This window comes from Streptomyces millisiae, assembly GCF_031845425.1.
Lineage (GTDB): Bacteria > Actinomycetota > Actinomycetes > Streptomycetales > Streptomycetaceae > Streptomyces > Streptomyces millisiae.
Genome location: NZ_JAVREM010000028.1, coordinates 1 through 13,169, shown reverse-complemented (window position 1 = coordinate 13,169; position 13,169 = coordinate 1). Strand labels below are relative to the sequence as shown.

General features: G+C 72.4%; 10 protein-coding genes. 8 read left to right on the top strand and 2 right to left on the bottom strand.

All coding sequences use genetic code 11. The annotated features are described in order from the left end of the window. Positions 1 to 78: 78 nt before the first annotated feature. From secD to RNC47_RS20390, 4 genes are all read left to right on the top strand, one after another. Positions 79 to 2,007, top strand: coding sequence for a protein translocase subunit SecD (secD, locus tag RNC47_RS20405; protein ID WP_394814830.1), 1,929 nt, complete (start codon positions 79 to 81; stop codon positions 2,005 to 2,007). Positions 2,008 to 2,009: 2 nt separating this feature from the next. Then, the gene (gene secF, locus RNC47_RS20400; protein ID WP_311600914.1) at positions 2,010 to 3,170 is read left to right on the top strand and encodes a protein translocase subunit SecF; all 1,161 of its coding nucleotides are present in this window, start codon (positions 2,010 to 2,012) and stop codon (positions 3,168 to 3,170) included. Next, positions 3,167 to 3,745 carry an adenine phosphoribosyltransferase gene (locus RNC47_RS20395; RefSeq protein ID WP_311600770.1) on the top strand — a complete coding sequence of 193 codons (579 nt, stop codon included), beginning with the start codon at positions 3,167 to 3,169 and terminating at the stop codon, positions 3,743 to 3,745. Before secF ends, RNC47_RS20395 begins: the two co-directional genes overlap by 4 nt. A gap of 206 nt (positions 3,746 to 3,951) precedes the next feature. Continuing rightward, positions 3,952 to 6,399, top strand: a complete 2,448-nt coding sequence (locus RNC47_RS20390) for a RelA/SpoT family protein (RefSeq protein WP_311600768.1) — start codon at positions 3,952 to 3,954, stop codon at positions 6,397 to 6,399. Between the two features lie 84 nt (positions 6,400 to 6,483). Here RNC47_RS20390 and RNC47_RS20385 read toward each other — a convergent pair whose 3' ends face one another. Both RNC47_RS20385 and RNC47_RS20380 read right to left on the bottom strand, forming a co-directional pair. After that, positions 6,484 to 7,713 carry a DUF349 domain-containing protein gene (locus tag RNC47_RS20385; RefSeq protein ID WP_311600766.1) on the bottom strand — a complete coding sequence of 410 codons (1,230 nt, stop codon included), beginning with the start codon at positions 7,711 to 7,713 and terminating at the stop codon, positions 6,484 to 6,486. A 207-nt stretch (positions 7,714 to 7,920) separates the two neighbouring features. After that, the gene (locus tag RNC47_RS20380; RefSeq protein ID WP_311600764.1) at positions 7,921 to 8,781 is read right to left on the bottom strand and encodes a peptidylprolyl isomerase; all 861 of its coding nucleotides are present in this window, start codon (positions 8,779 to 8,781) and stop codon (positions 7,921 to 7,923) included. Positions 8,782 to 8,960: 179 nt separating this feature from the next. Between RNC47_RS20380 and RNC47_RS20375 the strand changes: the two genes are divergently transcribed. The 4 genes from RNC47_RS20375 (at position 8,961) to RNC47_RS20360 (ending at position 13,080) form a co-directional block, all read left to right on the top strand. Beyond that, complete coding sequence (locus tag RNC47_RS20375; protein ID WP_311600762.1) at positions 8,961 to 9,674, top strand: MBL fold metallo-hydrolase; 714 nt, start codon at positions 8,961 to 8,963, stop codon at positions 9,672 to 9,674. Positions 9,675 to 9,685: 11 nt separating this feature from the next. Then, the gene (hisS, locus tag RNC47_RS20370) at positions 9,686 to 10,948 is read left to right on the top strand and encodes a histidine--tRNA ligase (protein ID WP_311600760.1); all 1,263 of its coding nucleotides are present in this window, start codon (positions 9,686 to 9,688) and stop codon (positions 10,946 to 10,948) included. Between the two features lie 88 nt (positions 10,949 to 11,036). Then, a complete protein-coding gene (locus tag RNC47_RS20365; RefSeq protein WP_394814831.1) occupies positions 11,037 to 11,684 on the top strand; it encodes a vitamin K epoxide reductase family protein in 648 nt (215 codons plus the stop codon). Between the two features lie 40 nt (positions 11,685 to 11,724). Next, on the top strand, positions 11,725 to 13,080 hold the full coding sequence (locus tag RNC47_RS20360; protein WP_311600756.1) for a replication-associated recombination protein A: 1,356 nt from the start codon (positions 11,725 to 11,727) through the stop codon (positions 13,078 to 13,080). The last annotated feature ends 89 nt before the right edge of the window (positions 13,081 to 13,169 follow it).

The window sequence follows — 13,169 nt, the reverse complement described above, 5'->3', positions numbered from 1 at the left end:
CCGTCCGTCAGGTCATCCCGCTGGACCGCGCGACGATCACCGGGCGCGCGGGTCGTTGGACAGAGAGAAGACGAGAAGGTGGCGACACCGAAGAAGGACCTCAGGTCCTCACGGAAGAGGGATCTCGGGTCCCGGGGAGCCCAGGGCAAGCCCGGGCGAGCCCTGTTCCTGATCGTGTTGATCATGGGTGGCCTCATCGGGGGGATGTTCGCCTCCGGGCACACCACTCCCCGCCTGGGCATCGACCTCGCCGGCGGCACGAGCATCACGCTCTCCGCCGTGCCGGACGGTGACAATCCGGACGCGATCAACCCGACCAACCTGAACACCGCCGTCAGCATCATCGAGCGGCGGGTCAACGGTCTGGGCGTCTCGGAGGCCGAGGTCCAGACCCAGGGCGACCGGAACATCATCGTCAACATCCCCAGGGGCTCCGACGAGCAGCAGGCCAGGGACCAGGTGGGCACCACCGCCGAGCTCGGCTTCCGGCCCGTGCTGAGCGCCACCTCGGCGCAGCCGCTCCCCGAGGACACCGGGGAGACCGGCGACACCGGGGAGACCGGTGACACCGGTGACTCGGCCGACACCGGTTCGGGTGACTCCGCCGACTCGGGCGAGAACCAGGACTCGGGCGAGTCCGCCGACTCGGGTGGGTCCCAGGAGTCCGGTGACACCCAGGAGGAGTCGGGTGACTCCGCCGACGCGGACAGCACCGACCAGAGCCTCGCCCCCCTCGGCCAGGGCGGCTCCGCCACCACCGCGACCACCGCGTCCTACCGCGCCGCGGAGGACGACACCGGTGACGAGTCCGCCGACACCGGCGGCTCCGGTGAGTCCGAGGCCCCGGCGGACTCGGGCGACGGCACCGAGACGACCCCCGAGCAGCCGGCCGCCGACGAGGTCCAGGCCCAGCTCGACGCGCTCGACTGCACCACCGACGAGGCGCGGCTCGAGGCCAGCCGGGCGGCCGGCGAGGCCAACGCGGACGAGCCCATCGTCGCCTGCTACCCGGACCAGGACGCCAAGTACGCCCTCGGCCCGGTGGCCGTTCCCGGCACGGACGTGACCGACGCCAGCGCCGTCTACGACTCCCAGCGCGGGCAGGGCTGGATCGTCCAGATGGAGTTCAACGGCGCGGGCGCCGACAAGTTCGCCGACGTCACCGCCGACCTGGCCACCCAGATCCAGCCGCAGAACCAGTTCGCCATCGTGCTGGACGGCGAGGTCGTCTCCGCGCCCAGCGTCTCCGAGCGCCTGGGCGGCGGCCGTGCCGAGATCTCCGGCAGCTTCAACCAGGAGACGGCCGAGGAGCTGGCGAACGTCCTGAAGTTCGGCGCGCTGCCGCTCAGCTTCGACGAGGCCAGCGTCTCCACGGTCTCCCCGACCCTCGGTGGCGAGCAGTTGGAGGCCGGCCTGATCGCGGGTGCCATCGGCCTCGCGCTCGTGGTGATCTACATGCTGGTCTACTACCGCGGCCTGTCGCTGATCGCGATCGCCAGCCTGATCGTCTCCACCATCCTGACCTACACGCTCATGTCGCTCCTCGGCCCGGCCATCGGCTTCGCGCTGAACCTGCCGGCCGTCTGCGGCGCCATCGTGGCCATCGGCATCACGGCCGACTCGTTCATCGTGTACTTCGAGCGGATCAGGGACGAGGTCCGGGAGGGCCGCAGCCTGCGGCCCGCGGTGGAGCGCGCTTGGCCGCGGGCCCGGCGCACCATCCTGGTGTCCGACTTCGTCTCCTTCCTCGCCGCGGCCGTGCTCTTCGTGGTCACCGTCGGCAAGGTGCAGGGCTTCGCCTTCACCCTCGGCCTCACCACGGCGCTCGACGTGGTGGTCGTGTTCCTCTTCACCAAGCCGCTGATGACGCTGCTGGCCAGGAGGAAGTTCTTCTCCAGCGGGCAGAGCTGGTCGGGACTCGATCCCAAGCGGCTCGGTGCCCGCCCGCCCCTCCGCGGCGCGCGCCGCGGGCCCGCCCCCGTCCAGCCCGACGTGAAGGAGGCGTGACCATGTCACGGCTCGGCGATCTTGGAGCCCGGCTGTACCGCGGCGAGGTCGGCGTCGACTTCGTCGGTCGGCGCAAGACCTGGTACGCCGTCTCCATCCTGATCACCATCATGGCCTTCGCCGGCCTGATGACGCGCGGGCTCCACATGGGCGTGGAGTTCGAGGGCGGCGCGGTGTTCACCACCCCGGCCACCAACGTCTCCGTCGAGGAGGCCCGCGAGGTGGCCGAGGAGGCGTCCGGTGCCCCGGCGCTGGTGCAGACCCTCGGCGACGACGGCTCGATGCGGATCCAGGTCAGCGGCCTGGACACCGACCAGTCCAACGTCACCAGGGAGGCCATCGCCGAGGAGCTCGGCATCTCGACCGACAGCCTCAACGCCGAGGTCATCGGCCCCAGCTGGGGCAACCAGATCGCCAACAAGGCGTGGCAGGGCCTGGGCATCTTCCTGGTGCTGGTGGTCATCTACCTCGCCATCGCCTTCGAGTGGCGGATGGCCCTGGCCGCGCTGATCGCCCTGATCCACGACCTCACCATCACCGTCGGCGTCTACGCCCTGGTGGGCTTCGAGGTCACCCCGGGCACGGTGATCGGCCTGCTGACCATCCTCGGTTACTCGCTCTACGACACGGTCGTCGTCTTCGACGGCCTCAAGGAGCAGACCAGGCACTTCACCAGGCAGACCCGCTTCACCTACGCGGAGCTGGCCAACCGCAGCCTCAACGGCACCCTGGTGCGCTCCATCAACACCTCGGTGGTGGCCCTGCTCCCGGTGGCGGCGCTGCTCTTCATCGGTGGCGGCCTGCTGGGCGGCGGGATGCTCAACGACATCGCGCTCTCCCTCTTCGTCGGCCTCACCGCCGGTGCCTACTCCTCGATCGTGATCGCCACCCCGCTCGTCGCCGACTTCAAGATGCGCGAGGCGGAGGTCAGGGCCCAGGACAAGCGGGTGCTCGCCAAGCGCGCCAAGCGTGCCGAGAGCGGCGACGAGGACGGGCCGGAGGCCGAGGAGCACGCGAGCGCGTCGGAGCCGGCGGACGAGTCGGTGGAGCCTGCGGGCGACGACGAGCCGGCCGCGGTCGGCGCGCCCGCGCCGCGCGGCCCGCGCCGCCAGCCGGCGGCCCGCTCCCGCGGGCGTGGCCGGCCCTCGGGGAAGCGGCGGTGAGCCCGCAGGCCGAGGCCGGCCCCGCCGCGTCCTCCCGCCCCGCCCTGGCCGACCTGCTGCTCAGCCGCATCAGGGACGTGCCGGACTACCCGAAGCCGGGGATCGCCTTCAAGGACATCACCCCGCTGCTCGCCGACCCCGAGGCGTTCACCGCCCTCACCGACGAGCTCGCGGCGTTCTCCCTGGCCCAGGGGGCCACCAAGGTGGTCGGCCTTGAGGCCCGTGGCTTCATCCTCGCCGCCCCGGTCGCGGTCCGGGCCGGGATGGGCTTCGTCCCCGTCCGCAAGGCGGGCAAGCTGCCCGGCGCCACGCTCGCCCAGGCCTACGACCTGGAGTACGGCAGCGCGGAGATGGAGATCCACGCCGAGGACCTGAGCCCGGACGACCGGGTGCTGATCATCGACGACGTGCTGGCCACCGGCGGCACGGCCGAGGCCGCCATCCAGCTGATCCGCCGCACCGGCGCCCAGCTGGCCGGCCTGGCCGTGCTGATGGAGCTGACGTTCCTGCCAGGCCGCGAGCGGGTGACCGCCGCCCTGGGCGAGGCCCCCTACCAGGCCCTGCTCACGGTCTGACACCCCACCGTCACGCGCCCGGGTTCCGCCACCCAAGCGGAGCCCGGGCGCCGTCGCCTGTCCGACGCGAGCCCGCGGCCGGACCTCGTTACCATGGCAGTCCGATCGTTCCCCGGCCGGACTCCGCCTAGGTCCCGTCGTGACCCGGGAGGACCGCTCCCTTTCCCGGCCGCCCATGGCGGGGAAGGGCCCGCTAAGGAGTGCCCTTGCCAGACGACGCCCAGCCGCTCACCTCGACTCAGCGGAAGAACTCGAAGCCGTCGACCCTCGGCTGGCGCGACGGCGCCGACACCCGTGCCCAGCCGCCGGCCCCCCAGCCCACGGCCGCGGTCTCCGGCGTCTCGGGCCGCTCGGGCTCGTCCAACCGTGTGCGGGCCAGGCTCGCCCGGCTCGGCGTCCAGCGCTCCACCCCGTACAACCCGGTCCTGGAGCCGCTGCTGCGCGTCGTCCGGGCCAACGACCCCAAGGCCGACACCGCGGCGCTGCGCCAGATCGAGCGCGCCTACCAGGTCGCCGAGCGCTGGCACCGCGGTCAGAAGCGCAAGAGCGGCGACCCGTACATCACGCACCCGCTGGCCGTCACCACCATCCTGGCCGAGCTCGGCATGGACGCGGCGACGCTGATGGCCGGCCTGCTGCACGACACCGTCGAGGACACCGAGTACGGCCTCGACACCCTGCGTCGCGACTTCGGCGACCAGGTGGCGCTGCTCGTCGACGGCGTCACCAAGCTGGACAAGGTCAAGTTCGGCGAGGCCGCCCAGGCCGAGACCGTCCGCAAGATGGTCGTGGCCATGGCCAAGGACCCGCGGGTCCTGGTGATCAAGCTCGCGGACCGGCTGCACAACATGCGCACCATGCGCTTCCTCAAGCGGGAGAAGCAGGAGCAAAAGGCCCGCGAGACGCTGGAGATCTACGCCCCACTGGCCCATCGGCTGGGGATGAACACCATCAAGTGGGAGCTGGAGGACCTGGCCTTCGCCATCCTCTACCCCAAGATGTACGACGAGATCGTGCGCCTCGTCGCCGAGCGCGCCCCCAAGCGCGACGAGTACCTGGCCACCGTGATCGACGAGGTCCAGGCCGACCTGCGTGGCGCCCGCATCAAGGCCACCGTCACCGGCCGGCCCAAGCACTACTACAGCGTGTACCAGAAGATGATCGTCCGCGGCCGGGACTTCGCCGAGATCTACGACCTGGTGGGCATCCGGGTCCTGGTCGACACGGTCCGTGACTGCTATGCGGCGCTCGGCACCGTGCACGCCCGGTGGAACCCGGTGCCCGGCCGGTTCAAGGACTACATCGCGATGCCCAAGTTCAACATGTACCAGTCGCTGCACACAACGGTCATAGGACCCGGCGGCAAGCCGGTCGAGCTGCAGATCCGCACCTTCGACATGCACCGGCGCGCCGAGTTCGGCATCGCCGCCCACTGGAAGTACAAGCAGCAGGCCGTCGCCGGCGCCTCCAAGGTGCGCTCGGACGCCCCCAAGAAGGGCGAGCGGCGCGGCGGGCGCAGCACCGTCGACGACATGGCCTGGCTGCGGCAGCTGCTCGACTGGCAGAAGGAGACCGAGGACCCCGGCGAGTTCCTGGAGTCGCTGCGCTTCGACCTCTCGCGCAACGAGGTCTTCGTCTTCACGCCCAAGGGCGACGTGATCGCCCTGCCGGCCGGCGCCACGCCGGTGGACTTCGCCTACGCGGTGCACACCGAGGTCGGCCACCGCACCATAGGCGCCAAGGTCAACGGCCGCCTGGTGCCGCTGGAGTCCACCCTGGACAACGGCGACACGGTCGAGATCTTCACCTCCAAGGCCGACGGCGCCGGACCGTCCCGCGACTGGCTGGGCTTCGTCAAGTCGCCCCGGGCGCGGAACAAGATCCGGGGCTGGTTCTCCAAGGAGCGCAGGGACGAGGCCATCGAGCAGGGCAAGGACTCCATCGCCCGCGCCGTGCGCAAGCAGAACCTGCCCATCCAGCACGTGCTCAGCGGCGACGCCCTGGTCACCCTGGCCCACGAGATGCGCTACCCGGACATCTCCTCGCTCTACGCCGCCATCGGCGAGGGCCATGTCTCGGCGCACAGCGTGGTGCAGAAGCTGGTCCAGGCGGTCGGCGGCGAGGAGGCGGCCAACGAGGACATCGCCGAGGCCGCGCCGCCCGTCCCGGCCCGCAGCAAGCGCCGCGCCAACGCCGACCCCGGCGTGGTGGTCAAGGGCGTGGACGACGTCTGGGTCAAGCTCGCCCGCTGCTGCACCCCGGTGCCCGGCGACCCGATCATCGGCTTCGTCACCCGGGGCAACGGCGTCTCGGTGCACCGCGCCGACTGCGTCAACGTGGACGAGCTGGCCAGGGAGCCGGAGCGGATCCTGGACGTGGAGTGGGCCCCCACCCAGTCCTCGGTGTTCCTGGTGGCCATCCAGGTCGAGGCGCTCGACCGGTCCCGGCTGCTCTCCGACGTCACGCGGGTCCTCTCCGACCAGCACGTCAACATCCTGTCGGCCGCGGTGCAGACCTCGCGGGACCGGGTGGCCACCTCCCGGTTCACCTTCGAGATGGGCGACCCCAAGCACCTGGGCCACGTGCTGAAGGCGGTGCGCGGCGTGGAGGGCGTCTACGACGTCTACCGCGTCACCTCGCCCCGCCGCCCCTGAGCCGGCACACCGGAGCCACACGACGACGGCGGCCGCCCGGGATCGCCCCGGGCGGCCGCCGCGTTCACGGCCCCGCGCTCCGCGTCAGCCGCCGAACTCGGCCAGGCCCTTCAGCGCCTGGTCGAGCAGGGCCTGGCGCCCGGCGAGCTCCTGCTCCAGCTTGTTCGCCTTGGCGGTGTTGCCCGCGGCCCTGGCCCGCTCCGCCTGCTCCCGCAGCCGGTCGACCGCGTCCTGGAGCTGGCCCGTGAGGCCGGCGGCCCGCGCCCGCGCCTCCGGGTTGGTGCGCCGCCACTCGGCCTCCTCGGCCTCCGAGACGGCCCGCTCCACCGCGCTCATCCGGCCCTCGATCCCGGCCCTGGCCTCGCGCGGCACGTGCCCGATGGCCTCCCACCGCTCGCCGATGGACCGCAGCGCCGCCCGGGCGGCCCGCAGGTCGGTGATCGGCAGCAGCTTCTCGGCCTCGGCGGCCAGCTCCTCCTTGCGCGCCAGGTTGTCCCGCTGCTCGGCGTCACGCTCCGCGAACGTCGCGCCCCTGGCCTGGAAGAACACGTCCTGCGCGGCCCGGAAACGGGCCCACAGGTCCTCCTCCGCCTCCCGCTGCGCCCGGCCCGCGGCCTTCCACTCCCGCATCAGCTCGCGGTAGCGGGCCGCCGTCGGACCCCAGTCCGTCGAGTCGGAGAGCGCCTCGGCCTCGGCGATCAGCTTCTCCTTGCGCCGCCTGGTCTCCTCGCGCTGCGAGTCGAGGGAGGCGAAGTGCGCCTTACGGCGCTTGGAGAAGGCGGAACGCGCCTGCGAGAAGCGGTGCCACAGCTCGTCGTCTGTCTTGCGGTCGAGCCGGGGCAGGCCCTTCCAGGTGTCGACCAGGCCGCGCAGCCGCTCGCCGGCCGCCCGCCACTGATCGCTGGCCGCGAGCTCCTCGGCCTCGGCGACCAGCGCCTCCTTGGCGGCCCTCGCCTCCTCCGACTGCCTGGCCCTGGCCGCCTTGCGCTCCTCCCGGCGCGCGGCGACCACGGTCTCCAACTCGTCGAGACGCCGCCCGAGCGACGCGAGGTCGCCCACCGCGTGCCCGGCGTCGACCTGCTCCCGAAGGTGGCCGATGGCCGTCGTGGCGTCCTTGGTGGACAGGTCCGTCGTCCTGATCCGGCGCTCCAGCAGGTCGATCTCCACCACGAGCCCGTCGAATTTGCGCTCGAAATAGGCCAGCGCCTCGTCCGGGGAACCGGCCTGCCAGGAGCCGACGACCCTCTCGCCATCGGCGGTCCGCACGTAAACGGTCCCCGTCTCGTCAACGCGGCCCCACGGCTCGCTGCTCACAGCGCCTCCTCGTTTGATGCCCGCGGGGGAAGGTGACGCCCCCGGCATCGTCCACAGTTCTCGTCCGGTGAAACCGGCTGTCGGGCCCGCCTGACCGGCGAAGGGACCCTACACAACGCCAACATAGGCGACAGCCCGCCCGGCTGTCCGCACCTTGCCGGGCGGAAAATCGTCCCCGGACCCACCCGACCTCGGGAAAGCCCCGGCTCAGCCCTCCTCGGCCGGCACCACCGTGGCCTCGTCGATGACCACCGTCGCATAGGGGGCGGTGTTCCCCGTCGTCGGGTCGGGCGGGGCCGCGCCGGTCGCCGCGATGGTCTCCAGCACCTCCATGCCGCCGGTGATCGTGCCGAAGGGCGTGTAGTCGGGCGGCAGCTGGCTGTCCTCGTACACCAGGAAGAACTGGCTGCCGCCGGTGTCCCGCCCGCTGTCGGTCGTGGGGTCGTAGGTGTTGGCCATGGCCACCGTGCCGGCCGGGTAGACGCCGTCCGCCACCTCGGGGGAGTCCAGGTTCTCGTCCGGGATGGTGTATCCGGGGCCGCCCTGACCGGTGCCGGTCGGGTCACCGCACTGCAGCACGTGGATCCCCTCGGTCACCAGCCGGTGGCAGGGGGAGTGGTCGAGGAATCCCTCACCGGCCAGGAACGCGAAGGAGTTCACCGTGCGCGGCGCGGCCGCGGCGTCCATGGTGATCTCGATGTCGCCACAGGTGGTGGCGAGCGTCATCACGTAGCTCGCCCCCTCGTCCACCGTCAGCTCCGGCTCGGCATCCCACTGCTCCTGGGACGGCTCGCCCTCGGCCGGCGCCGCGCACGGGTCCTCCGGCGGGTCGCTCGGCTCCGCCGTCGGCTCCGTGGTCGGCGCGTCGTCCGCGGCCTGGTCCGTGGTCTCGTCGTCCCCGCCCAGCATCACGAGCGCCGTGCCGCCGCCGGCCACCACGAGCACCAGCACCGCGCTCAGCAACACCCGGCGCCGGCGCGTCCTCCGCACCCTGTCCTGTCTGCGCTCCGCCTGTCGCTGCCACTTGGCCCGTGCCAGCTGCTTCCGCCGCTGATCCCTGCTGACCACCGCGCTCTCCTCCCACCAACCGGCCTGCCGTCAACTGGACTCGTGGGCGTCACCGTATACGGGTTCGCCCGTGCCGCACCGTCGCCGGTAGGCTCTTGACGCGAGGCGGCCCGCGCCCGGCGACGGGTAACCGTGAAACGTGTAGCCGAAGACGCGTAACGACGACCTAAAGGACGACCGTGCTCATCGCTGGCTTCCCCGCCGGAGCCTGGGGGACGAACTGCTACCTGGTCGCCCCGGCGGCCGGTGAGGAATGCGTCATCATCGACCCCGGCCACCAGGCCGCGGCCGGCGTCGAGGAGACCGTCGCCAAGCACCGGCTCAAGCCCGTCGCCGTCGTCCTCACCCACGGCCACCTCGACCACGTCGCCTCGGTGGTCCCGGTCTGCGGCGCGCACGACGTGCCCGCCTGGCTGCACCCCGAGGACCGGTACATGCTCACCGACCCGGAGAAGGCGCTCGGCATGCGGATCGGCCAGCCGCTGCTCGGCGACCTCAGCGTCGGCGAGCCCGACGACCTGCGGGAGCTGACCGACGGGACCGAGCTGGAACTCGCCGGCCTCTCCCTCACCGTCGCGCACGCCCCCGGGCATACCAGGGGGTCGGTGACCTTCCGGATGCCCGAGCTGGCCGACGTGCCGTCGGTCCTCTTCTCGGGCGACCTGCTGTTCGCCGGCTCCATCGGACGCACCGACCTGCCCGGCGGTGACCACGCCGAGATCCTGCGGTCGCTGGCCCGTGTCTGCCTGCCGCTTGACGACTCGACCGTGGTGCTTTCCGGGCACGGCCCGCAGACCACCATCGGCCGCGAGCGCGCCACCAACCCGTTCCTCCGGGAGTTGGCCGCCGGCCAGGGGACCGCAGAGGCGGCACCCCCGCGACAAGGAATGTGAAGAACCACTCCGTGAGCACCTTCTCCGCCCCCAAGGGCACCTACGACCTGCTCCCGCCCGACTCCGCGACCTACCTCGCGGTGCGCGAGGCGCTCGCGGCGCCGCTGCGCCGCGCCGGCTACGGGTACGTCGAGACCCCCGGCTTCGAGCACGTCGAGCTCTTCTCCCGCGGCGTCGGCGAGTCGACCGACATCGTGACCAAGGAGATGTACACCCTCACCACCAAGGGCGGCGCCCAGCTCGCGCTGCGCCCCGAGGGCACCGCGTCCGTGCTGCGCGCCGCGCTCCAGGCCAACCTGCACCGGGCCGGCGGGCTGCCCGTCAAGCTCTGGTACTCGGGCTCCTACTACCGCTACGAGCGGCCACAGGCCGGGCGTTACCGGCACTTCTCCCAGGTCGGCGCCGAGGCGCTGGGCGCCGAGGACCCGGCGCTCGACGCCGAGCTGATCATCCTGGCCACCGACGCCTACCGCTCGCTCGGGCTCGGCGGCGTCCGACTGCTGCTGAACTCGCTCGGCGACCGCGAGTGCCGGCCCGTCTACCGGGCCGCTCTCCAGGAGTTCCTGCGCGGTCTCGACCTGGACGAGGACACCAGGGCCAGGATCGAGATCAACCCGCTGCGGGTGCTCGACGACAAGCGCCCCGACGTCCAGCGTCAACTCGTCGGCGCGCCCATGATGCGTGATCACCTGTGCGAGGCGTGCAAGGAGTACCACGAGCGGGTGCGCGAGCTGCTGACCGCGGCGGGCGTCGCCTTCACCGACGACGAGCGGCTGGTCCGCGGCCTCGACTACTACACGAGGACCACCTTCGAGTTCGTGTACGACGGCCTCGGGGCCCAGTCGGCGGTCGGCGGCGGCGGGCGCTACGACGGCCTCTCGGAGATGATCGGCGGGCCGCCGCTGCCCTCGGTCGGCTGGGCGCTCGGCGTGGACCGCGTCGTGCTCGCGCTGCGCGCCGAGGGGGTGGCCCCGCCACTGCCCGCCACCACCCAGGTCTTCGCCGTGCCCCTCGGCGAGCAGGCGAGGAACGAGCTGTTCGCGCTGGTCACCGAGTTGCGGCGGGCCGGCGTCGCGGCGGACTTCGCCTACGGCGGACGCGGGGTGAAGGCCGCCATGAAGGCCGCCAACCGCAGCGGGGCCCGGTTCGCCGTGGTCGCCGGCGAGCGCGACCTGGCCGAGGGCGTGGTCCAGCTCAAGGACCTGGAGAGCGGCGACCAGACGCCGGTGGCGCGCACCGAGATCGCCGCCGAGCTGACGCGCCGGCTCGGCTGAGACCCCGCCCGGGACCTCCGCCCGTTGACGGCGGAGCGTGCACGGTGGGTCACTGGTGCAGAATGGACCGGTACCCGTGACCGAGCGGATGGGCGATATGGCTTCGGCAGTAGATGAGGTGCGGACCGGCCGGCCGGCCGCGCCGAGCGACGAGCGGCAGGGCGTGGGCGCGACGCGCGGCTTCGCGCTGCTGCTCGTCATCACCGGCTTCGCTGGCCTGCTGGCCTCCTGGGTGATCACCCTGGACAAGTTCCACCTCCTCGAGGATCCGAACTTCACGCCGGCCTGCAGCCTCAACCCCGTGATCTCCTGCGGCAGCATCATGGAGAGCGACCAGGCGTCGGCCTTCGGCTTCCCCAACCCGATGCTGGGGCTGGTGGCCTACGGCTCGGTGATCACCATCGGCATGGGGCTGCTGGCCGGCGCCCGCTACCGGCGCTGGTTCTGGCTCGGCCTCCAGGGCGGCACGCTCTTCGGCGTCGGCTTCTGCACCTGGCTCCAGTACCAGTCGCTGTACGAGATCAACGCGCTGTGCCTGTGGTGCTGCCTCGCCTGGGTCGCCACCATCGTCATGTTCTGGTACACGACGGTGCACAACGTCAGGGAGGGCGTCCTGCGGGTGCCGCGCGGCGTCCGCGCGACCCTGGAGGAGTTCCACTGGCTGCTGCCCGCGGTGCACGTCGGCATCATCGGCATGCTGATCCTGACCCGCTGGTGGGACTTCTGGACCAGCTGACCGGCCGCCGCTGTCAGTGCGGTGGCTTAGGGTCGGGGGCGTGGATGCCGACCTGTTCACCGCGGCCGCCGAGGAGCGCGCCGAGCGGGAGCCCGCTGGCCGCCCGCTGGCGGTCCGGATGCGCCCGCGCACGCTCGACGAAGTCGTCGGCCAGCAGCACCTGCTGCGCCCTGGATCGCCGCTGCGCCGGCTGGTCGGCGAGGGCGGCGGTGGCCCCGCGGGACCCTCGTCGGTGATCCTCTGGGGGCCGCCTGGCACCGGGAAGACCACCCTGGCCCACGTGGTCAGCCAGGCCACGGACAAGCGGTTCACCGAGCTGTCAGCCATCACCGCCGGGGTCAAGGAGGTGCGCGCCGTGATCGACGGCGCGCGGCGTTCCTCGGGCGTCCTCGGTAAGGACACCGTCCTCTTCCTCGACGAGATCCACCGCTTCAGCAAGGCACAGCAGGACTCCCTGCTCCCGGCCGTGGAGAACCGCTGGGTCACGCTGATCGCCGCCACCACGGAGAACCCGTACTTCTCGGTGATCTCCCCGCTGCTCTCCCGCTCCCTGCTCCTCACCCTGGAGCCGCTCAGCGAGGACGACCTGCGCGGGCTGCTGCGCCGCGCGGTGGCCGACGAGCGCGGCCTGGCGGGCGCGGTCCGGCTGCCCGCGGACACCGAGGAGATGCTGCTGCGGATCGCCGGCGGGGACGCGCGCCGGGCCCTCACGGCCCTGGAGGCCGGCGCGGGCGCGGCGCTCGCCAAGGGCGAGCGGGAGATCGCCCTGGCCACCCTGGAGACGGCCGTCGACCGGGCGGCCGTGAAGTACGACCGGGACGGCGACCAGCACTACGACGTGGCCAGCGCGCTGATCAAGTCCATCCGCGGCTCGGACGTGGACGCGGCGCTGCACTACCTGGCCAGGATGATCGAGGCCGGCGAGGACCCCAGGTTCATCGCCAGGCGGCTGATGATCTCCGCCAGCGAGGACATCGGCATGGCCGACCCGACCGCGCTGCCGACGGCGGTGGCCGCGGCCCAGGCGGTGGCCATGATCGGTTTCCCGGAGGCGGCGATCACCCTCGGCCACGCGACGATCGCGCTGGCCCTCGCCCCGAAGTCCAACGCCGCCGTGGTCGCGATCGGGGAGGCCCAGGCGGACGTCAGGGCCGGCCTCGCGGGGCCGGTGCCGGCGCGCCTGCGGGACAGCCACTACGGCGGCGCGAGCAAGCTGGGACACGGCGAGGGTTACCAGTACCCGCACGACGTCCCCGGCGGCATCGCCGCCCAGCAGTACGCGCCGGACGAGGTGCGCGACAAGCGGTACTACCGGCCGACGCGGCACGGGGCGGAGGCGCGCTACACGGAGATACTCGCGCGGGTGCGTGAGCGCCTCGACGGCCGCAGCGGCTGACGCTGCGCTGTGCGGTGCGGGTGCGCCGGCCGCCCAGGCCGGTCACCGGCGCGCTCCGCGCGCCTGGTGCCGGGGCCTTGCGGCCGTGC

Excerpts from the sequence above, each read along its gene's own strand:
- secF (WP_311600914.1), top strand. The coding sequence starts at position 2,010 with ATGTCACGGCTCGGCGATCTTGGAGCCCGGCTGTACCGCGGCGAGGTC.
- RNC47_RS20365 (WP_394814831.1), top strand. The coding sequence starts at position 11,037 with ATGGGCGATATGGCTTCGGCAGTAGATGAGGTGCGGACCGGCCGGCCG.